The organism is Klebsiella sp. KPN54798, assembly GCF_021184225.1.
Lineage (GTDB): Bacteria > Pseudomonadota > Gammaproteobacteria > Enterobacterales > Enterobacteriaceae > Klebsiella > Klebsiella pneumoniae.
Window position 1 is genome coordinate 2,043,928 of sequence record NZ_CP089234.1, and the last position, 21,278, is coordinate 2,065,205.

A 21,278-nucleotide genomic window follows, 5' to 3' on the forward strand; every position below is an offset into this window, starting at 1 on the left:
CCGTCCGTCAGGCTGCGCGCGGCTGAGTGACCCGCAGACCGCTAATTAGCGCGGCGACGATAGCCAGGGTGCCGGCCAGCAGCAGGGCGGTGTGGGTGCCGTTGTTACCGAGCAAATTGAATAGCAGCGCCACCAGCGCCGCGCCGGTGCTCTGTCCGAGCAGGCGAGCGGTGCCCAGCATGCCGCTGGCGCCGCCGCTACGATGGCTCGGAGCCGAGGCGACGATGGTATGGTTGTTCGGCGACTGAAACAGCCCGAAGCCGGCGCCGCACAGCGCCATGCGCCAGATGATATCCAGATCGGAGGGCGACGAGGGCAGCAGCGCCAGGCCGAACAGGCCGCAGGCCATAATCAGCAAACCGATAGCCCCCAGCAGCCCGGCATGACATTTCTCGATCAAATAGCCGGCCAGCGGCGCCATCACCATGGTCGCTAACGGCCACGGCGTTAGCAGTAGACCCGTCTCCACTTCGCTGCGCCCCATCATCGACTGCAGAAAAAAGGGCAGAGAGACCATCGCCAGCATCTGCGCGCAGAAGGAGCAGATGGAAGTGCAGATAGAGAGAGAGAAGAGTGGGATACGCAGCAGGTCGACCGGCAGCAGGGGGACGGGCATCGTGAGCTGGCGGCGAACGAAGAAGAACCCCACCACCAGCATAGCGGCGACCTCCGCCAGCACCAGCTGAGTGGACTGCCCCTGGGCGAAACCGCTCAGGGCGGTGATCAGCAGCCCGAAGGTAAGGGCGTTCATAATGGCGCTCGGCAGATCGAAGCGGATGATTTTGCTGCGCGCGCTGTTGGGCGGCAGAAAGCGCATGGCCAGAACAAAGGCGACGATGCCGAGAGGCACGTTAATTAAAAACAGCCATTGCCATGAGGCGAGGGAGAGGATCGCTGCGGCGATAGTCGGGCCTGCCGCCGAAGAGACGGCAACGACAAAGGAGTTAATGCCCATGCCGCGACCAAGAAAGCGCTGCGGATAAATCAGACGGATCAGCGCGGTGTTGACGCTCATCAGCGCGGCGCCGCCCAATCCCTGCGCGACGCGAGCGAAGGTTAGCATTTCGAGGCTACGCGACAGCGCGCAGGCCAGCGAGGTAAAGATAAACACCACCAGGCCTATCTTATAGATACGCCGATAGCCGACCATGTCGCCGAGGAAGGAGAGCGGCAGCAGGGCGATGACAATGGCGATTTGGTAGGCGTTAACGATCCAGATTGAAGCCGCCGGTGAGGCGTTGAGATCGCTGGCGATAGTCGGCAGCGCGACGTTGGCGATAGCCCCGTCGAGCACGGCCATGGTCAGCCCAAGCACGATGGTCAGAATGGCGCCATAGCGTTGCGGCAACGGCACGCCATCAGAAGAATTTTTATCCATGGTGAATATGAGTCTTTAATGAAACGGTTTTTTGAATGATGAGTTTAGCATTGATTAATTCGCAGTATGTCGCAGATTTGTAACGAAGTGGCAGAAGAATGATTGCGGCTCAGAGGCGGCGAATTTATAATAAAAACCGGTTCTAATTTTTATAAAACAGTTACGACGAGGTGATAAATGGCAGGTGCAGATTTGGATAAACAGCCAGATTCTGTCTCTTCGGTATTGAAGGTTTTCGGCATCCTACAGGCGCTGGGTGAAGAGCGTGAAATTGGCATTACCGAACTGTCCCAGCGCGTCATGATGTCGAAAAGCACCGTTTATCGCTTTTTACAGACCATGAAATCACTGGGCTATGTGGCACAGGAAGGAGAGTCTGAGAAATACTCTCTCACCCTCAAGCTGTTCGAACTGGGCGCGCGCGCGCTGCAGAACGTCGACCTGGTGCGCAGCGCCGATATTCAGATGCGCGAACTTTCGCGACTGACGAAAGAGACCATCCATCTTGGGGCGCTGGATGAAGACAGTATCGTCTACATCCATAAAATTGACTCGATGTATAACCTGCGGATGTACTCGCGTATTGGCCGCCGCAACCCGCTGTACAGTACCGCGATTGGCAAGGTGCTGCTGGCATGGCGCGATCGCAGCGAAGTGGAGCAGATCCTCGACGGCGTGGAGTATAAGCGCAGCACCGAGCGGACCATTACCAGCACCGAGGAGTTGCTAAAAGTGCTGGATGGCGTTCGCGAGCAGGGCTATGGCGAGGATAATGAGGAACAGGAAGAGGGGCTGCGCTGCATTGGCGTGCCGGTGTTTGACCGTTTCGGCGTGGTCATCGCCGGGCTGAGCATCTCTTTCCCAACGCTACGTTTCTCTGAAGAACGCTTGCATGAATACGTGGCGATGCTCCATCAGGCGGCGCGTAAGATTTCTGAACAAATGGGATACAACGACTATCCGTTCTGAGGCGGCGGATACCGGGTTGGCGACCGCGGCGCTACGTCGCGATCGCCGGTTCGATGTTAGCCGTTATCAACCACGGTTGTGCTTTTACGCAGCAGAGGGCAACTGCTGACGCCGATCACTCCGCTGTCGGAATGAACATAAAGTGCGGTGCTGACTCCGCGGGCGGTGAGGTATTGGCACTTAAGACCCAGACCGCCGACGTTTTCCTCACTGTGGAATAACACCCCATAACCGCTCAATAATACGCCAATCCATAAGATAGCCACCAAGATAATAGTACGAATGATTAATCGCATTGATGCCTCATTATTTGTATGATCCCTGGCGTGATTTTGACACGAACACGTTTTGAAACAAGTCGATGATTCCTAAACTTACCTTTCGTAATACAGTTAGCCGCGGTTTAAGAAGGCCGTGCTATCCTGGCGACATTGCGTACTGATGCGGAGAGTGGAGTGAAAAAATTACGGTGGGTTTTACTGATAGTCATCATAGCAGGCTGCCTGTTGCTGTGGACTCAGATGCTTAACGTAATGTGCGACCAGGATGTTCAGTTTTTCAGCGGCATTTGCACTATTAATAAATTTATTCCGTGGTAAGACATTTTTCTGCCGACTGATTTCCTTCTGCGCCGCGGGTGGTAGAATGAACGCCTTCTCTTTGAGGTGGTGAAATGAGTGAGTTACTAAATCCTGGGATTTTAAATCTGGCATCGCTGGCTGTGTCCGTGGCGCTGCTGCTTGTCGGTCTGTTGTTATGGTTCTTCGTCAACCGCGCCAGTTCGCGGGCGAATGAGCAGATAGAGCTGCTGCAAGCGCTGCTGGATCAGCAAAAGCGGCAGAATGCGCTGTTACGTCGCCTGTGCGAAGCTAATGCGCCAGAGAAAGAGGATGTGGCTGAGCCGACCGTCGCCGGCAAGGCGAAAGGGGAGGATGAGTTTATCCGCCTGGTAGCTGAACGTTAAGGTGCCCGACAGGTGTGCATCATAAGATGCGCACCTGCATGATAGCGGACGGTAATATCTTATTCTTATTCCATTATTCCTTTCTTAGTGCAATATCCTCTTTATTACACGCTGTAAATAAAGTCATTCTCGCCGCGTTTATTGTTGGGTAACGTGACACTGTCATCTTTTTTTCATTATTAAGGTGCAGAATTAGCACTATTTTTAGCGTGACGACTAACAGGTTTTATTATCACTACACTGGCACGGCTTAGCGATTTTTAGTCTGGAGTTATAACGAATTATGCGCATCAATATTCACCGTTGCCCACCAGACGCTTACATCACAGCAGTTCGTGTACGGACATACCTGGACGAAGCGAAGTTGTTGAGCTATGGTAAAAAAGTTGCAGTAATGAGGCAGCGAATGGGCGATATTGGCTGATGCTGTAGCGCCTTGCCAGGGGCGGCAAAGACGCATAAATGTGCAGGCGATCAAATGATTACCTTATAATTTGTGCGAACGATCGAGACACGTTTAAAAATGGCTTGCCATTATTTACGTAGTGTGTGATAACACGTTTCGGGTTAAACGAGGTACAGTTCTGTTTATGTGTGGCATTTTCAGTAAAGAAGTCCTGAGTAAACACGTTGTCGTTGAATACCGCTTCTCTGCCGAACCTTAAATTAGTGCCTCATGCAGTTATGTGTCAGTTTTATCTAGGTAAACGCCAGCAGGCGAAGAAAACAGTCTAAGGAATTTTGCAAATGGCAAAGATTAAAGGTCAAGTTAAGTGGTTCAACGAGTCTAAAGGTTTTGGTTTCATTACTCCGGCTGATGGCAGCAAAGACGTGTTCGTACACTTCTCCGCTATCCAGGGTAACGGCTTCAAAACTCTGGCTGAAGGCCAGAACGTTGAGTTCGAAATTCAGGACGGCCAGAAAGGTCCGGCTGCAGTTAACGTAACTGCTATCTGATACAAGACCACTCTTCTTGTATAAAAGCCTCGCCTGCGCGGGGCTTTTGCATTTTTGTTGCAAAGCATGTCATTTTTCCCCCTCCCGTCGCGTCTTGTTGCAAATACTCATCTTTATTAGCATTGTGTAGCAGTCTGTTTTGCTAATTTTCTGTTAAATCAGTTGGTTGCAAAACAATGCCGGAGCTATGGTGCTAAAGAAAAAAACGAAGTCCGCCGCCAGTTTCACCCCGATTCGCTTCGGGTTACTGTGTGTGGCCATTCTCGGTTGTCTGGGGCTGCTGCTGGTCCGCGTGGGCTGGCTACAAATTATCTCCCCCGATAACCTGGTAAAACAAGAAGATATGCGCTCCCTGCGCGAAGAACCCGTAGCGGTTGAGCGGGGGATGATCAGCGACCGGGAAGGACGGCCGCTGGCGGTGAGCGTTCCGGTCAGTGCTATCTGGATCGACCCGCAGACCACTATGGAGAAGGGCGGTGTGGGCTATGGACCCCGCTGGCAGGCGATGGCCGAAGCGCTGCACCTCAACCTCGGAGAGCTGGCCCAGCGGGTACAGAGTCATCCCCACGCTCGCTTTCTCTATCTGGCGCGTCAGATCAATCCCGAGCAGGCAGAGTGGATTGATAAACTGCATCTGCCGGGCGTTTACCTGCGCGATGAATCGCGACGGTTCTACCCGGCGGGCCACGTGGCTGCCAATCTGCTGGGCTTTACCAATGTTGATAATCAGGGCATCGAAGGGGTGGAGAAAAGCTTTAACGCCCAGTTGACCGGTAAACCCGGGCGACGTCTGGTGCGTAAAGATAAACATGGTAATGTCATTGAGAACATTACCGAAGTGCCGCCGGTACCGGCGCATAATCTGCAGCTGAGTATTGATGAACGCCTGCAGACGGTGACGGAAGACGCCCTCGACAACGCCGTCCGCTGGAACAAAGCAGAGTCCGGGGCGGCGGTATTGATCAAAATTGATACCGGCGAGATCCTGGCGATGGCCAGCTATCCGGACTTCAATCCGAACAATCGCGATAGCGCGACGCTGGATGATTTTCGCAACCGGGCCATCAGCGACACCTTCGAGCCCGGGTCGACGGTCAAACCGCTGGTGATCATGACTGCGCTACAGCAGGGGATTGTCCAGCCAGACAGCGTGGTGGATACCCATCCGTTCGTCCTCGATGGCCATCGTATTCGCGATGTGGGCTATTATCCGGAGCTGAGCCTGACCGGGATCCTGCAGAAATCCAGCGATACCGGCGTGTCCCATCTCTCGCTCGCCATGCCGGTGCAGCATCTGATCGATACCTATAAAGCTTTCGGCTTTGGCGAACCGACGGGGCTGGGGTTGACCGGCGAAAGCGCCGGGCTGATGCCGCATCGCCGCTACTGGGGGCAACTGGATCGCGCCACCTTCGCCTTCGGCTATGGTTTGATGGTCACCCCGCTCCAGCTCGCCCACGTCTACGCCACCATCGGCGGCTTCGGCATTGCGCGACCACTGTCGATTACCCGCATCGATCCGCCGGTGATGGGCACGCGGGTGATGCCGGAGAGTATTGTGCATAGCGTGGAACATATGATGGAGAGCGTGGCGCTCCCGGGCGGGGGCGGTACCAAAGCGGCGGTACGCGACTACCGGGTGGCGGTAAAAACCGGCACGGCGAAGAAAATCGGCCCGGACGGCAAATATATCGATAAGTATGTGGCCTATACCGCCGGCGTGGCGCCCGCCAGTCGACCACAGTTTGCGCTGGTTGTGGTGATGAACGATCCGAGCAATGGTTCCTATTACGGCGGCGCTGTGTCCGCGCCGGTCTTCAGCCAGATCATGGGCGATGTCCTGCGGCTGGAGAACGTCATGCCGGACGGCATGCCGCAAGGGGCGGAGAATCTGATCGTAATGCACGATAGCCACCCACAGGGGCCGGCGCTGTAACAGTGGTCTGCAGGGGCGAATAGCGCTACACTTTCGCCCTTTCAGCAACACCGGAGCCGTCATGTCATACAGTTGCCCCCTTTGTCACGCGCCGCTCAGCCGTAGCGACAACCACTATTCCTGCCCGCAGCGGCACCAGTTCGATCTGGCGAAAGAGGGGTACGTCAATCTGCTACCGGTGCAGTTCAAGCGGTCGCGCGATCCCGGCGATAGCGCCGAAATGATGCAGGCCCGGCGGGCGTTCCTCGACGCCGGACATTATCAGCCGCTACGGGATGCTATCGCTGAGCGTCTGCGACATTACGCCCCTACGGATTTACTGGATATCGGCTGTGGCGAGGGGTATTACACCCACGCGTTTGCCGCCATCGCCAGCCGCAGCTGGGGGCTGGACGTGTCGAAGCCGGCGATCCGCGCGGCGGCAAAACGCTACCCGCAGGTGAATTTTTGCGTGGCCTCCAGCCAGCGCCTGCCATTTTCCGACGCTAGCTTCGACGCGGTAGTGCGCATTTACGCGCCCTGCAACGCCGAAGAGCTGGCGCGGGTGGTGCGTCCCGGTGGTTGGGTGATCACCGCCACGCCGGGTCCCCGTCACCTACTGGAGCTGAAAGGGCTGATTTACGATGAAGTTCGCCTGCATGAGCTGAAGACGGAAGCGATGCCGGGGTTCCGCCTGGAGGCTCAGCAGCAGCTGGCTTACCCGATGATCCTGACGGGAAGTGAAGCGCAGGCCCTGCTGCAGATGACGCCGTTCGCATGGCGGGCTAAAGCCGAAGTGCACGCCGCGCTGCGTCAGCAGCCGACCTTTGGTTGCCAGACCGATTTTATGATCCACTGCTGGCAGCGCGAAGCGTAAAGCTTAACCGGCGAAATGGCTCCAGAGGATTTCGCTGCCGATGCCAATCAGCACGATACCGCCGAGAATTTCGGCTCGTTTGCCCAGCAGCGGGCCGATAAAGCGACCGACCATCATCCCCAGCGTCGACATGATAAAGGTGGCGCAGCCGATCGCCAGCGCGGTGGTCACAATGCTGACCTGCAGGAAGGCCAGACCGACGCCGACGGCCATCGCGTCAAGGCTGGTGGCGAAGGCGGTGGTGACCAGAAGCCAGAAACCATGTCGGTGAGGCGCCTCGCACGCCTCGTCGCTGTCGCCGCGAAAACCTTCGACGATCATTCGCCCGCCGAGAAACACCAGTAAAATAAAGGCAATCCAGTGATTCAACTCGAGGATAAACTGGCTGGCCAGCATGCCAAGCCCCCAGCCGACCAGCGGCGTCAGGGTTTCAATGGCGCCAAAAATCAGCCCGGTGCGTACTGCCTCTGAAAATTTGGGTTTATGCAGGGTGGCGCCTTTGCCGATGGAGGCTGCGAAGGCGTCCATGGACATGCCGAAAGCGAGAAGAATGGTAGCGGATAAATTCATGTGCGTGTCCTGACCGGGGATAATCCATATGACACATCGCTGCCCCCAGTAAACATACGCGGAGCCGCTCAATGGCTGAGCAATACGTACAGCAGTGATGTATCTATGGTCTCGCCTGATTGAATCTCTTCAACCCGTACGTGCCACGTTTTGCAACGAGTATGTTGACACGTACATTTCCTGACGGGCAGGAAATCGGCTACTCCCCAACGACGGGCGCAACCTTAACATATTTTTAGAATATAAAACAATAACAGAAGATGGCTATTTTAATAACCAAATGATAACGATTTTCATTTAAATTTATAAGTGAAAAAATAGTTAATAAAAAAGATAAGGTTAGGCGGGAAATATAGCCGTGGCTATAATATTTCTCCGCTGCTAACGGGAATAATATAGCGCTGGCTATATTTTTAAGTCATTGAGTTGTAATGAGAAGTTTGTATATCTTCTCCAGATCGTCGATATTTCGTACGCGTATCAGCAGCCGCCGTTGCTCTAATTGCATCACCAGCACACCGTCCTCGGATAAATTCATCTCTTTAATCCGCTGATATTCTATCCACACGTTGGCGAAGAAAAAGCCGCGCGGTTTAAAAATGATTTTCGGCGTACGGATCCAGAATAAATAGAGCCCCATCAGCGCCAGCGCAGATAATAGCCAGGTGGTGATCGCCGTGCCGTGCTGGGTGATGTTGTTATAGATCAGAATGGCGGTGAGGCCGACAAAGATCATGCCGTCAACGCGACTGCGGCGAAGCAGGGGGATGGCCAGCAGTACCGGGCCGTTTCGCCTCGGCATAATAAACTGGTCATATATCGCGTAGGCCAGTAGCGCAAGGATAAACAGGATGATCACCAGGTCCGTGAAGGTCATTGCTTTGCGTTTCTCCTGATAAAAAAAAGCCGGGGGCAAGCCCCCGGCGTACAGCCTGGAAATTACAGACCCAGCAGGCCGACCGCGTAGCCGGCGATACCGATGACGAAGAAGCCAACGATGATCCACAGCGGGTTAACTTTCTTACGCAGCAGCCACATACAGGCGAAGGTCAACAGCAGCGGCACCAGACCCGGCATCAGCTGATCAAGGATAGTCTGCACCGTGGTGACGTGAACCTGTCCGTCAGAGCCGGTGATTTTTGACACCACCATCGGAATGTTCACATGCGTCCACTTGTTAACCAGCGCCCCCATGACAAACAGGCCGAGGATTGACGCCCCCTCAGTCAGTTTCTGCAGGAAGCCGCCGCCCATATCTTTAACGATATCCACGCCTTTGCGATAACCATAGGCGACGCCGTAGTAACGGGTCAGCAGACGCACCGCGTTGAACAGGATAAAGAACAGCAGAGGACCGAGCAGGCTACCGCTCATCGCGATCCCGGCGCCTAAGGCTGCAAACACCGGACGCACGGTACCCCAGAAGATCGGGTCGCCAACGCCGGCCAGCGGTCCCATCAGACCGACTTTGATGCCGTTGATAGCGCCATCGTCAATCTCTGCGCCATTGGCGCGCTGCTCTTCCATCGCCAGCGTTACGCCCAGTACCGGAGCGGCAACGTAAGGGTGGGTGTTGAAAAACTCAAGGTGACGCTTAATCGCCTGCTTACGCGCATCGTTGTTCTCCGGGTACAGACGACGAATCGCCGGAACCATAGAGAAGCAGAACCCCAGCGCCTGCATACGTTCGAAGTTCCATGAACCCTGGAACAGGTTAGAACGAATGAACACGCCACGAATATCACTCTGTGTGAGTTTTTTCTCGGTGGTATTTTTAGTCATATCAACCATTTCGCTCACCTGTTAGTCCAGTTCGTTATCGAGATCGTTGTTACCAGCCGCCTGAGCCGGCGCACCGGCGACGCGGTTATATTTCGGGCTCAGCTGGATGTAGAGGATTGCCATGACCGCACCAATCACACCCAGGGCCACCAGGTTGAAGTTGGTGAAGGCGGCGGTGACGAAGCCGAGGTAGAAGAACGGCATCAGATAGCCTGCGCGCATCATGTTGATGACCATTGCATAACCGACAACCACGATCATACCGCCGGCGATGTTCAGACCGCTGGTGACCACTTCCGGGATAGCATTCAGCAGGCCCTGAACTTCGCTGGTGCCGACGGAAATCGCCACGATAACGGCCGGGATAGCGATACGCATCGCCTGCAGGAACAGGGACGAGACGTGCAGCCACGACAGGGCGGTCAGGTTGCCATTCTCCGCCGCTTTATCCGCCGCGTGCTGGAAGGCCACGGTGATGGTGCGCACGATGATGGTCAGCACCTGGCCTGCCGCCGCCAGCGGGATAGCCAGCGCGATACCGGCGCCGATGCTCTGATGGCCGGCAATAACCAGGACGGTGGAAATAATGGACGCCAGCGCGGCATCAGGGGCTACCGCCGCACCGATGTTCATCCAGCCCAGGGCTATCATCTCCAGCGTACCGCCGATGATAATACCGGTTTTCATATCGCCGAGAACGGCGCCGATCAGCGTACAGGCGATCAGGGGACGGTGGAACTGAAATTCATCAAGTACCGACTCCATACCCGCAATACACGCGACGATGAACACCAGCACAATCTGAAGAAGGGTAATCTCCATTGTACTTCTCCTGTTGATTAAGTCTTAAAGTGAAAACTGGGGCGCGATCCGCCGGGTTATTTATCAACCTTAGCGATCAGATCCATCATTTTCAGTTTCGGGTCGGTGGACACTTTACGTGCCTCCAGCTCGATACCGCGGGCGTTCAGCTTTTTAAACGCCTCAATATCTTTGGCATCGACTGAAATCGCGTTGTTAACCTGGGTTTTACCCTGGCGGAACGCCATACCGCCGATGTTGACGCTGGTGATTTTCACGCCGCCCTCGACGATACGTTCAACGTCGGTCGGGTTAGTAAACAGCAGCATAACGCGCTGTCCGGCATACTTGGGGTTGTTGTAGACGCGGATCATTTTGGCCACATCCACCACGTGAGCGGTGACGCCCGGCGGCGCAACCTGGGTCAGCAGAGTTTTACGCACGGTATCCGCGGCCACTTCATCACTGACAACGATGATGCGGGTAACGTTGGTCTCTTTGGTCCAGCGGGTGGCGACCTGACCATGGATCAGACGGTCGTCTATACGCGCAAGGCCAATTACCATGTAGTCGTTCGGGCCCATGGGTTTGGCCGGTGCGGCGGCTTTTGGCGCTGCGGCAGGCGCGGGCGCAGGGGCCGCTTTTTCCACCGGTTTGGCTTTAAGCGCTTTCACGCCTTCGCTGCCGGTTTCAACCGCTAAGGCGACCAGTTCATCAAAGGAAGGATCGTCGTCGCGGGCCATGAAGGTTTCCACCAGCATCGGGATATTGACGCCGGCGATAACTTCGTAATGCTCTTTATCGACGACAATGCGGCTCGCAGCGTTGAAAGGGCTGCCTCCCCATGTATCGACGAGAAATAGCACGCCTTTACTGGTATCCAGTTTTGCCAACTGGGCGTTGTATTTCTCGATCAACGTTTCGGCATTTTCACCCGGAACGAAATCGATCCAGCCAACGTTTTCCTGCTCGCCCAACAGCATTTCTGCTGTTTTCAGCAGCTGTTCTGCAGCCCAACCATGTGTGCCTATTACAATAGCAATCGTCACTTGCTACCTCCTTTATTATCGTGAATGCATCATCTGCTTTGATACATCCTGAATCACTCTTGAGGACAAAATCGATTCAGTTAGGGTGTAAGATAGAAAATAGTTACTACCGCGAATTATTTTAGACAGTGAAAAAATAATTAATGTGATGAAGATCCGTTAATCACGTATCGTCTGCGAATAATTTTGCAGCGCAAAAAATAGCCTTAGTTATTGCAAATTCAGGTAAATTATTTCCAATTTCGATCTATATTTTGCTATGTTTAACTTCCGTTTAATTACTCAGGAGTATAGGGCATAGCCCGCAGTATGGACCGTCATCGACGTCTTTTCACTTTCTGGCATCTGATTGCCACCTCTACGTATCCCGCATTTCTTTCAGCACCTGGTGTCGCGCCCCTGCATGGCATGGCGATGACTGACCTTGCCGCAAACCGGAGTCGTACATGGAATTGTTAATGGATCCCTCAATCTGGGCCGGCCTGTTGACGCTTATCGTTCTGGAAATTGTGCTCGGTATCGACAACCTGGTGTTTATTGCCATCCTGGCGGACAAACTGCCGCCGAAGCAGCGCGATAAAGCGCGTCTGATCGGCCTGTCACTGGCGCTGGTGATGCGCCTGGGGCTGCTGTCGGTCATCTCCTGGATGGTGACGCTGACGAAACCACTGATTACCATCGCCGATTTCTCCTTTTCCGGGCGCGATCTCATCATGCTGCTCGGCGGGATCTTCTTGTTGTTTAAGGCGACAACCGAGCTGCATGAACGGCTGGAAAACCGCCAGCACGATGCCGGTCACGGTAAAGGCTATGCCAGTTTCTGGGTAGTAGTATTGCAGATAGTGGTGCTGGATGCCGTCTTCTCCCTGGACGCCGTGATCACGGCGGTCGGGATGGTTAACCATCTGCCGGTGATGATGGCGGCGGTGGTGATCGCGATGATCTTGATGCTGCTGGCCTCCAAGCCGTTGACGCGCTTTGTCAACCAGCACCCGACGGTGGTCGTGCTCTGTCTGAGCTTCCTGTTGATGATTGGCCTTAGCCTGGTGGCGGAAGGGTTTGGCTTCCATATTCCAAAAGGGTATCTGTACGCGGCGATCGGTTTCTCGATCATTATCGAGTTCTTTAACCAGGTGGCGCGCCGTAACTTTGTTCGCCACCAGTCGACGCTGCCGCTGCGCGCTCGGACCGCGGATGCCATCCTGCGCCTGATGGGCGGCCGCAAACAGGCCTCCGTCAGCCATGACGCAGACAGTCCAGCCGCGGTGCCCGTTCCTGAGGGCGCCTTTGCGGAAGAAGAGCGCTACATGATTAACGGCGTGCTGACCCTGGCCCAGCGCTCCCTGCGCAGCATCATGACCCCGCGCGGAGAAATCAGCTGGGTCGACGCTGAGCAGAGTGAAGATGAAATTCGTCGTCAGCTGCTGTCGTCGCCGCACAGCCTCTTCCCGGTCTGCCGCGGAGAGCTGGATGAAATCATTGGTATCGTGCGGGCGAAAGAGATGCTGGTGGCCCTGGAGTCGGGGGAAAACGTCGCGGCGCTGGCTTCTGCCTCCCCGGCAATTGTCGTTCCGGAAACGCTGGACCCGATCAATCTGCTCGGGGTCCTGCGTCGGGCGCGCGGCAGCTTCGTCATCGTAACTAATGAATTTGGCGTGGTGCAGGGGCTGGTCACGCCGCTGGACGTCCTTGAAGCCATCGCCGGTGAATTCCCGGACGCTGATGAGACGCCAGAGATTGTCATCGATGGCGATGGCTGGCTTATTAAGGGGTCGACCGACCTGCATGCGCTGCAGCAGGCGCTGGGGCTGGATCCACTGATCAATGACGATGAGGATATTGCCACCGTTGCCGGGCTGGTGATCTCCGCCAATGGTCATATCCCGCGCATTGGCGACGTCGTGTCGCTTCCGCCGCTGCATTTTACCGTAGTGGAAGCGAATGATTACCGGGTCGATCTGGTGCGCGCGGTGGTCACTCGTCCGCCGAGCGACGAAGAAGAGTAATCGCCAGGCTCGCCGGCCGCTGCGGCCGGCGAGTTATTCTGTCGTCTCGCTCTCACCCTCACTCTCACTCTCCTCCCTGCTGGCCAGCCACGCCGGGAACGCCTTCACCGGCATCGGCCGCGCATAATAAAACCCCTGCAGCACATCGACGCCGTGGCTACGCAGGTAGTTTTCCTGCTCCAGCGTCTCCACCCCTTCGGCAACGGTAACAATATGCAGGCGGTTGGCGAGGGCGATAATAATATCTGTCACCGTCGCGTTCACGCTATCTATGCCGACCGAGCTGGTGAACGAGCGGTCGATCTTCAGGACGTCCGGGCGCAGCTTTTCCAGCCATGAGAGCGAAGTATTGCCGGTACCAAAATCATCGATCGCCAGCTGTACGCCTTTAAAGTGCAGATGTTCGGCCATATGCTGGTCGCCATCCTGCAGGACATCGCGTTCGGTTAGCTCGACCACCAGCTGCTGCACCGGATCCACGCTGAACCAGTAATTGTGCAGGTCGCGCAGCAGGAGTCCGTTAGCGAAATGGCGCGCGGCGACATTGATCGCGATGTGAAAATGGCGGTCGCGAGGAAAAGCGTCCAGGCGGCGAGCGGTTTCGGCAATCACATAGCGGGTGAGAGGGATGATCAGATTATTGCCTTCGGCGATGGGGATAAATACCTCCGGCGAAATCGTCCCACGGCGGGGATTATTCCAGCGCAGCAGGATCTCCACCCCGCAGCAGCGGCCGCTGCGCGCATCCTGCAGCGGCTGGCACCAGAGGGCAAACTCCCGGGCCGAAATGCCAAGGCTTATTTCCCGCGAGAAACTCATTCTGCCGGCGGTGGCCAGCCAGGCGATGCCGGTCATTAGCAGGCTAAAAATCAGCGCCAGCGGCAGCTCGCCGGGCAGCTCCTCAAGCGCAATCGCCGAGGCGCCAGGGCCGTTAATATTGACAGTAAACGGAAACTCCGTAGAGCGCTGGCGATAAATCACCGTGCCCTGCGGGACATGCGCTTTTTCGAGAAGCCCATGGCGGCTGCTAAAATAACGATCGCCAACCTGCAGGCTGACGTCGCTGATCAGGGCCGATTTTTCATTAAGAATTAAGGTTCCCAGCAGCTCAATATTCACCACCAGCATCACGCCGTCCAGGCCGCTCTCCGCGGCTGGATACCATTGGATCAGTACCGGCGAGCCTTTGAGCAAGGAGCTGTCGTTCGAGAAGAGCAGCAGAGGGCGGGGCGCAGGAAGCGCGGGCTGCAGGCGATGTAAGTCTGCCTGTCGCGGGCCAAAAATACTGGAACAGTAAACGATACCTGACGTGACGAGGGCGACGGAACGAATGGTTTGCAACGAGGCCGCCATTTTGCGCAGCGTCAGATGGATATCAGGGCAGGGTTTGCCCACCAGAGGGAGCAGGGTGGCTCGCTGCGCGCTTAGCGGGCGCAAGATGTCATTGAGCGCCGCCACCCGTTGGGTGGCGGCCGTGCGAATATAATCTTCATTTACGCTGCGCTGCGAAATAAATCGGATGGCTAATGTGGCGCCCAGGGTCGCCAGGGCTACCAGCAGGCAGACAATAATGCGTTTGTGACGATAGGCCGTAATGACTTTTTGTGCAGTCTGCATGTGCGACACCCTGTCGACAGGACGAGTGGTTAAGCGTGGCTTATTTTATAGAGCAAGTGTAGTGGCAGAATATCGCCAGGTATAGAAAAAAGAAAATGCGCCGTTGAAGGCGCATCAGGGAGATTTCAGTCACCAGGGTTAACCCCCTGCGCGCTTTGCAGGCGCAGAGGGACACGAATAGTTTAGTCACACTGAACTTTAATCGCCAGGCCGCCGCGCGAGGTTTCGCGGTACTTGGCGTTCATGTCTTTACCGGTTTCATACATGGTCTCGATCACCTTATCGAGCGAGACGCGCGGTTCGCTGGTGCGGCGCATCGCCATTCGCGCGGCGTTGATCGCCTTGACGGAGGCGATGGCGTTACGTTCAATGCATGGCACCTGCACCTGGCCGGCGACCGGATCACAGGTCAGGCCGAGGTTGTGTTCCATGCCGATCTCCGCCGCCACGCAAACCTGTTCCGGGCTGGCGCCGAGCAGTTCAGCCAGTCCCGCCGCCGCCATCGAGCAGGCGACGCCCACCTCGCCCTGACAGCCGACTTCCGCGCCGGAAATGGACGCATTCATCTTATACAGCGCGCCGATCGCCCCGCAGGCCATAAAGTAGCGAATATAGATCTCCGGGCTGACGGACTCGATAAAGTGATCGTAATAGGCGAGTACCGCCGGAACGATGCCGCAGGCGCCGTTGGTCGGCGCGGTTACCACGCGACCGCCGGCGGCGTTCTCTTCATTGACCGCCAGCGCGAACATATTGACCCAGTCAACAACGTTCATTGGATCGCTGGAGAGCTTATCGCTGGCCACCAGCAGACGACGCAGCGCCGAGGCGCGACGCGGTACGCGCAGCGGGCCAGGCAGCACGCCCTCGGTGTTCATCCCACGGTCGATACAGGCGCGCATGGTCTGCCAAACGTTGGCGAAATAATCCTCGATCTCTTTTTTGCTGTGCAGAGCCAGCTCGTTCTGCATCACCATCCCGGAGAGCGACAGGCCAGTCTCTTTGCAGTAGGCCAGCATTTCCTGCGCCGATTTAAATGGGTAGGGCACCTGCAGTTCGTTGGCGTTTTCCTTACCGAAGTGCTCTTCGTCGACAATAAAGCCGCCGCCGATCGAGTAGTAGGTCTTGCAGTAGATCTCTTTCTCGCCGGCCCAGGCGTGAATGGTCATGCCGTTTTCGTGCAGCGGCAGGTTGTCGCTGCGAAAACGCATGCCGTCATCCGCCGGGAAGTCGACCTCATGCTGGCCGTTGGCCAGCAGCAGACGACCGCGCGCTTCGACGTCACGGATAAAAGCCGGGATCGCGTCAATATCGACCGTATCGGGCTGATTGCCCGCCAGTCCCATGATAATGGCGATGTCCGTATGGTGGCCTTTGCCGGTTAATGACAGTGAACCGTAGACGTCAACCGCCACACGAGTCACTGCATTAAGCAATCCTTTTTCGACCAGGTCATCGACGAACTGTTTTCCGGCCTTCATCGGGCCAACAGTGTGGGAAGATGAGGGACCAATCCCCACCTTGAACATGTCGAATAGACTAATCACGATAATACTCCTGACAGGGTTACCGCGGGTGCGGTAACGATGTAATAACTGCGCATAGTGTAAGAGGGAAGCGCCCTGTCAGTTCAACTATTCACATGAATTAAACTAATGGCTAACCGCGATTTTACTAATAATGAGAGCGCCCTCTCATTATCAGTATAGCTAAGGACGTGCGCCAATTTGCAGCGCCAGCTCGCGAATGATCCCGGCGGTCATTCCCCAGACAAAATAATGCTGGTACCAGGAGAGCCAGACGCGGTGGTCGTTGCCCCGGCGGTGGATATCGAGTGGATGGTAGCGCCCAAGGCGCAGGGCTTCGGCGAGCGGCATTTCAAATACCGCGGAGACTTCGTCCTGGCTGGCGTGGTAGTGCAGATCCGGGGGAATAATGCCCACCACCGGCGTCACCTGAAAGCCGGTGACGCTGTCCACCGGCGGCAGGACGCCGATCACCTCGACCGCCTCCGGCGGGATCGCCACCTCTTCCTGAGCTTCGCGCAGGGCGGCGGCGATAAGCGTCGCGTCGGTATTATCTACTGCGCCGCCGGGAAAGGCGACCTGGCCGGCGTGCTTGCGCAGCAGCGGCGAACGCTGGGTCAGCAGCAGGCCGGGCTGCGGCCGGCGCACGATCGGCACCAGTACCGCCGCCTGCCGCTGATTGAGCGCATGGCGCGAAGGCTGCGGGCGCAGAAGCTGAAAGCGGGACAGAAAATCATCCAGATTAAGGGCGCGATCCGCCATGGTCTAGTTCTCCAGTTGCTGCAGGATACGATTAACTTTATCAAAAGTTTCCTGATATTCCGCCGCTTCCTCGCTATCCGCCACAATTCCGCCGCCGGCGGAGCAGTACAGCTGTCCCTGCCATGCCGTCAGGGTGCGAATGGTGATGCTGGTATCCATATTGCCGCAATAGCTCAGGTAGCCAATGCTCCCACACCAGGCATTGCGTCGCTGGGGCTCCAGTTCATCGATAATCTCCATCGCCCGCACTTTCGGCGCGCCGGTGATCGAGCCGCCGGGAAAGGCGGCGCGCAGCAGGTCGCTGGCGTGCAGCGTCATTGGCAGGCGGGCGGTGATGGTGCTGACCAGATGATGGACCGCCGGGAACGGCTCCACCACGAACAGCTCGGGGACCCGCACGCTGCCCGGGACGGCGACGCGGCCGATGTCGTTGCGCATCAGGTCGACAATCATTAAATTCTCGGCGCGATCTTTCGGCGAATTCGCCAGCTTCTCAGCCTGCTGCGCATCTGCCAGCGGCGAATCGAGCCGCGGCAGGGTGCCTTTTATCGGCCGCGTCTGGATCTCCCCCTGGCGCAGCTGGATAAAGCGCTCCGGCGACAGGCTTAAAATCGCCCCTTCATCGAGGCGAATAAAGGCGCTAAAGGGGGCGCGGTTGACGGCGTTCAGCTGGCGGAAGGCCTGCCATTCATCACCGACGTAGCTGGCCTGAAAACGCTGGGCGAGGTTGACCTGATAGCAGTCGCCGCTGTGCAGATAGGCCTGTACCTGGCGAAATTTTTCCCCGTACTGCTGGCGGCTCATATTTGACTGCCAGGCAGAGCTCAGGGCGAAGGTTTCACCCGGCGTCGGCGTTTGCGCCTCCAGCCACTGTAGACGCTGCTGCGGGTCGTCATAGCTGAGCAGCGATATCTGTTGGCGCTGGTGGTCGACGATAAGCGCCCAGTCATAGATCCCCACCGCCATATCCGCCAGCGCGATATCGGCCTGCGCGTGCGAAGGGAGACGCTCAAAGCGACGGCCCAGGTCGTAACCGAATAATCCCAGCGCGCCGCCGAGAAACGGCAGATCGTCATGGGGCTGCGGCGTGAACGGCTGACGATCCAACTGCTGCTGCAGGAGCTGCAGCGGATCTTCCGCTGAGACAACAACGGTTTCGCCGTCGTCGACCCACGTCTGTTCACCGCGCGTCAGCAGCGTGGCGCGCGGGGCAGCCACCAGAATATCAAAGCGGTTATGCGGATGGTCGGCAAAGCCGGAATGCAGCAGCATCGCCCAGGGCAGGGCGCTTAACGGCGCAAAATAGTGTTCGGCCGCATCCGGGCGCCAGGGCAGGGTAATAATCGCGGGGGACAACATCTTTCTCGATCCTGAACGTTGCCGCCCCTCTGGCGTAGTTGGGGACGGCGTGAAATAATTACGCCCCACAATGTAGCAGGAGTAAAAGATGTTTGCAGGTTTACCTTCGCTGAGCCACGAGCAACAGCAAAAAGCGGTCGAACGTATCCATGAGCTAATGGCTCAGGGGATAAGCAGCGGCCAGGCGATTGCCCTGGTGGCGGAAGAGCTGCGCGCAACGCATACCGGCGAGCAGATCGTCGCGCGCTTTGAAGATGAGGATGAGGACGAGTAATTACACCGCGGCGATAATTTTGATCTCAACTTTATACTGCGGGTTCATCAGCGTCGCTTCCACCGTGCAGCGCACCGGGGCGTGACCAGCCACCACCCACGCGTCCCAGGCTTTATTCATCGCCGCAAAGTCGCTTTTATCGGCGAGGAAGATGGTGGCGTCAAGAATACGCGACTTGTCGCTGCCCTGTTTTTCCAGCACCGCGTCAATCTGCGCCAGGGTATTGGCGGTCTGCTCGAAAGCGTCGGCATCGAGATTTGCCGGCACGCCGGTGTAGTACAGGGTCTGGTTGTGGATCACCACGTCTGACCAACGTGCTTCGGCATCAATACGCGTAATTGTCATTGCTTTTTCCTCTTTAAGCATTCCATTCGGCTGCGGCAAGACTGCCATAATGTGCCGCTCGCGTCACTACCCGGACTGGCGAAACGCCGTCCTCCCTGACATAATCACTGTCCAAATAACCAGGGGGCAATGTGATCGACGATTTTGCAGCAGACGGCCAGCTAGCCAAAGCCATACCGGGATTTAAACCGCGCGAGCCGCAGCGCCAGATGGCGGTGGCGGTCAGCGAAGCGATTGAGGCCTCCCGGCCGCTGGTGGTGGAAGCGGGGACCGGAACCGGTAAAACCTACGCTTACCTGGCGCCTGCGCTGCGGGCGAAAAAAAAGGTGATTATCTCCACCGGCTCGAAAGCGCTGCAGGATCAGCTTTACAGCCGCGATCTGCCTACCGTCGCCAAAGCGCTCAAATTCACCGGGAAACTGGCGCTGCTCAAAGGGCGTTCCAACTACCTGTGTCTCGAACGTCTTGAGCAGCAGGCGCTGGCGGGCGGCGATCTGCCGGTGCAAACCCTCAGCGATGTGATCCTCCTGCGCTCCTGGTCGAATCAAACCCAGGATGGCGATATCAGCACCTGCGCCAGCGTCGCGGAAGACTCTCAGGCCTGGCCGCTGGTCACCAGCACCAACGATAACTGTCTCGGTAGCGACTGCCCACTGTATAAAGATTGCTTCGTGGTGAAGGCGCGTAAAAAAGCGATGGACGCCGACGTGGTGGTGGTCAACCATCACCTGTTCCTGGCCGATATGGTGGTCAAAGAGAGCGGCTTTGCCGAGCTGATCCCCGAGGCGGAAGTGATGATCTTCGATGAAGCCCATCAGCTGCCGGATATCGCCAGTCAGTACTTTGGCCAGTCGCTCTCCAGCCGCCAGCTGCTGGACCTGGCGAAAGACATCACCATTGCCTACCGCACCGAACTGAAAGACACTCAGCAGCTGCAAAAATGCGCCGACCGCCTGGCGCAAAGCGCGCAGGATTTCCGCCTGCAGCTGGGAGACCCGGGCTACCGCGGCAATCTGCGCGAGCTGCTGGCGGACAGCCACATTCAGCGAGCGCTGCTGCTGCTTGATGACGCGCTCGAGCTATGCTATGACGTCGCCAAACTTTCGCTGGGTCGCTCGGCGCTGCTCGACGCCGCTTTTGAGCGCGCCACCCTCTATCGCGGGCGCCTGAAGCGGTTGAAAGAGATCAACCAGCCGGGCTACAGCTACTGGTATGAGTGTACCTCGCGCCACTTTACTCTCGCGCTGACGCCGCTGACCGTGGCCGAGAAGTTTAAAGAGGTGATGGCGCAGAAGTCGGGGAGCTGGATCTTTACCTCGGCGACGCTGTCGGTGAACGACGATCTGCATCACTTTACCGCCCGGCTGGGGATCGACGAGGCGCAGACTCTGCTGCTGCCGAGTCCCTTTGACTATCAGCACCAGGCGCTGCTCTGCGTGCCGCGCAACCTACCCCTGCCGAACCAGCCCGGCGCAGCGCGACACCTGGCGGCGATGCTCAAGCCGCTGATCGAGGCCAACGATGGTCGCTGCTTTATGTTGTGCACCTCGCACGCCATGATGCGCGATCTGGCGGAGCAGTTCCGCGCCACCATGACGCTACCGGTGCTGCTGCAGGGCGAGACCAGTAAAGGCCAGCTGCTGCAGCAGTTCGTCAGCGCCGGCAACGCGCTGCTGGTGGCTACCAGCAGCTTCTGGGAGGGAGTCGATGTGCGCGGCGACGCGCTGTCGCTGGTGATTATCGATAAGCTACCGTTCACCTCGCCGGACGATCCGCTGCTAAAAGCGCGGATGGAAGATTGCCGGCTGCGCGGCGGCGATCCCTTCGATGAAGTGCAGCTCCCGGATGCGGTGATCACCCTCAAGCAGGGGGTGGGTCGCCTGATCCGCGATATCGACGATCGCGGGGTGCTGGTGATCTGCGACAACCGGTTGGTGATGCGCCCCTACGGCGCGGTGTTCCTGGCCAGTCTGCCGCCGGCGCCGCGAACCCGCGATATCCGTCGGGCGGTGCGCTTTCTCGCCGTACCGCCGGCAAGGTAATCCGCACTAAAATGTGTTAAGCTGCGCGCCATTTTGTTAATTAGCGGTTCCCAATAGACTTCGGGCGGCATGGCGGCGGGTTGGC

21 protein-coding genes and 1 pseudogene are annotated in these 21,278 nt (G+C 57.0%); 10 read left to right on the forward strand and 12 right to left on the reverse strand.

Annotation, left to right across the window (positions count from 1 at the left end):
* Positions 1–7: 7 nt before the first annotated feature.
* Positions 8–1,378, reverse strand: coding sequence for an MFS transporter (locus LPQ25_RS09735; protein ID WP_002911379.1), 1,371 nt, complete (start codon positions 1,376–1,378; stop codon positions 8–10).
* Positions 1,379–1,555: 177 nt separating this feature from the next.
* Here LPQ25_RS09735 and kdgR point away from each other — a divergent pair, with 177 nt between their 5' ends.
* Complete coding sequence (kdgR, locus tag LPQ25_RS09740) at positions 1,556–2,347, forward strand: DNA-binding transcriptional regulator KdgR (RefSeq protein WP_002911378.1); 792 nt, start codon at positions 1,556–1,558, stop codon at positions 2,345–2,347.
* A gap of 56 nt (positions 2,348–2,403) precedes the next feature.
* On the opposite strand, the gene LPQ25_RS09745 is transcribed toward kdgR, so the two are convergent.
* A complete protein-coding gene (locus LPQ25_RS09745; RefSeq protein ID WP_004145533.1) occupies positions 2,404–2,643 on the reverse strand; it encodes a YobH family protein in 240 nt (79 codons plus the stop codon).
* A 159-nt stretch (positions 2,644–2,802) separates the two neighbouring features.
* On the opposite strand from LPQ25_RS09745, the gene mgrB reads away from it, so the two are divergent.
* The 6 genes and pseudogenes from mgrB (at position 2,803) to rlmA (ending at position 7,060) form a co-directional block, all read left to right on the forward strand.
* On the forward strand, positions 2,803–2,946 hold the full coding sequence (gene mgrB, locus LPQ25_RS09750) for a PhoP/PhoQ regulatory lipoprotein MgrB (RefSeq protein ID WP_002911375.1): 144 nt from the start codon (positions 2,803–2,805) through the stop codon (positions 2,944–2,946).
* A gap of 74 nt (positions 2,947–3,020) precedes the next feature.
* Positions 3,021–3,311, forward strand: coding sequence for a YebO family protein (locus LPQ25_RS09755; RefSeq protein ID WP_002911374.1), 291 nt, complete (start codon positions 3,021–3,023; stop codon positions 3,309–3,311).
* A gap of 590 nt (positions 3,312–3,901) precedes the next feature.
* Positions 3,902–3,973, forward strand: a pseudogene (locus tag LPQ25_RS09760) (DUF2627 domain-containing protein); the annotation flags it as partial.
* 85 nt (positions 3,974–4,058) lie between these two features.
* Positions 4,059–4,268, forward strand: coding sequence for a transcription antiterminator/RNA stability regulator CspE (cspE, locus tag LPQ25_RS09765; protein WP_001062678.1), 210 nt, complete (start codon positions 4,059–4,061; stop codon positions 4,266–4,268).
* A 187-nt stretch (positions 4,269–4,455) separates the two neighbouring features.
* Complete coding sequence (gene ftsI, locus LPQ25_RS09770) at positions 4,456–6,204, forward strand: peptidoglycan glycosyltransferase FtsI (protein ID WP_002910924.1); 1,749 nt, start codon at positions 4,456–4,458, stop codon at positions 6,202–6,204.
* Positions 6,205–6,265: 61 nt separating this feature from the next.
* Positions 6,266–7,060, forward strand: a complete 795-nt coding sequence (rlmA, locus tag LPQ25_RS09775; protein ID WP_002910922.1) for a 23S rRNA (guanine(745)-N(1))-methyltransferase — start codon at positions 6,266–6,268, stop codon at positions 7,058–7,060.
* 3 nt (positions 7,061–7,063) lie between these two features.
* Here rlmA and mntP read toward each other — a convergent pair whose 3' ends face one another.
* The 5 genes from mntP to manX all read right to left on the reverse strand — a co-directional run bounded on the left by mntP (position 7,064) and on the right by manX (position 11,262).
* Entirely contained in the window at positions 7,064–7,630 is a 567-nt protein-coding gene (gene mntP / locus LPQ25_RS09780; RefSeq protein WP_014907340.1) for a manganese efflux pump MntP, read from the reverse strand.
* Between the two features lie 418 nt (positions 7,631–8,048).
* Complete coding sequence (locus LPQ25_RS09785) at positions 8,049–8,507, reverse strand: DUF986 family protein (RefSeq protein WP_002910920.1); 459 nt, start codon at positions 8,505–8,507, stop codon at positions 8,049–8,051.
* 62 nt (positions 8,508–8,569) lie between these two features.
* Positions 8,570–9,421 carry a PTS mannose transporter subunit IID gene (locus LPQ25_RS09790; protein ID WP_004145526.1) on the reverse strand — a complete coding sequence of 284 codons (852 nt, stop codon included), beginning with the start codon at positions 9,419–9,421 and terminating at the stop codon, positions 8,570–8,572.
* Between the two features lie 12 nt (positions 9,422–9,433).
* Positions 9,434–10,234 (reverse strand): PTS mannose/fructose/sorbose transporter subunit IIC, encoded by an 801-nt coding sequence (locus tag LPQ25_RS09795; protein WP_002910918.1) that lies wholly within the window; start codon positions 10,232–10,234, stop codon positions 9,434–9,436.
* Between the two features lie 56 nt (positions 10,235–10,290).
* Positions 10,291–11,262 (reverse strand): PTS mannose transporter subunit IIAB, encoded by a 972-nt coding sequence (gene manX / locus LPQ25_RS09800; protein ID WP_002910917.1) that lies wholly within the window; start codon positions 11,260–11,262, stop codon positions 10,291–10,293.
* A gap of 446 nt (positions 11,263–11,708) precedes the next feature.
* Here manX and yoaE point away from each other — a divergent pair, with 446 nt between their 5' ends.
* Entirely contained in the window at positions 11,709–13,268 is a 1,560-nt protein-coding gene (gene yoaE, locus LPQ25_RS09805) for a CNNM family cation transport protein YoaE (protein ID WP_004145524.1), read from the forward strand.
* A gap of 33 nt (positions 13,269–13,301) precedes the next feature.
* Here yoaE and LPQ25_RS09810 read toward each other — a convergent pair whose 3' ends face one another.
* The 4 genes from LPQ25_RS09810 to pabB all read right to left on the reverse strand — a co-directional run bounded on the left by LPQ25_RS09810 (position 13,302) and on the right by pabB (position 18,532).
* Positions 13,302–14,885 carry an EAL domain-containing protein gene (locus LPQ25_RS09810; protein ID WP_048336771.1) on the reverse strand — a complete coding sequence of 528 codons (1,584 nt, stop codon included), beginning with the start codon at positions 14,883–14,885 and terminating at the stop codon, positions 13,302–13,304.
* 182 nt (positions 14,886–15,067) lie between these two features.
* Complete coding sequence (gene sdaA, locus LPQ25_RS09815; protein WP_004151445.1) at positions 15,068–16,432, reverse strand: L-serine ammonia-lyase; 1,365 nt, start codon at positions 16,430–16,432, stop codon at positions 15,068–15,070.
* 162 nt (positions 16,433–16,594) lie between these two features.
* Complete coding sequence (locus tag LPQ25_RS09820; RefSeq protein WP_004180429.1) at positions 16,595–17,173, reverse strand: CoA pyrophosphatase; 579 nt, start codon at positions 17,171–17,173, stop codon at positions 16,595–16,597.
* A gap of 3 nt (positions 17,174–17,176) precedes the next feature.
* Complete coding sequence (pabB, locus tag LPQ25_RS09825; RefSeq protein ID WP_004180428.1) at positions 17,177–18,532, reverse strand: aminodeoxychorismate synthase component 1; 1,356 nt, start codon at positions 18,530–18,532, stop codon at positions 17,177–17,179.
* Positions 18,533–18,620: 88 nt separating this feature from the next.
* Here pabB and LPQ25_RS09830 point away from each other — a divergent pair, with 88 nt between their 5' ends.
* Complete coding sequence (locus LPQ25_RS09830) at positions 18,621–18,806, forward strand: YoaH family protein (protein WP_004145519.1); 186 nt, start codon at positions 18,621–18,623, stop codon at positions 18,804–18,806.
* Here the strand turns inward: LPQ25_RS09830 and LPQ25_RS09835 are convergent, their stop codons facing one another.
* Entirely contained in the window at positions 18,807–19,151 is a 345-nt protein-coding gene (locus tag LPQ25_RS09835; RefSeq protein ID WP_002910910.1) for a RidA family protein, read from the reverse strand.
* Positions 19,152–19,282: 131 nt separating this feature from the next.
* Between LPQ25_RS09835 and LPQ25_RS09840 the strand changes: the two genes are divergently transcribed.
* Positions 19,283–21,193 carry an ATP-dependent DNA helicase gene (locus tag LPQ25_RS09840; RefSeq protein WP_004175456.1) on the forward strand — a complete coding sequence of 637 codons (1,911 nt, stop codon included), beginning with the start codon at positions 19,283–19,285 and terminating at the stop codon, positions 21,191–21,193.
* The last annotated feature ends 85 nt before the right edge of the window (positions 21,194–21,278 follow it).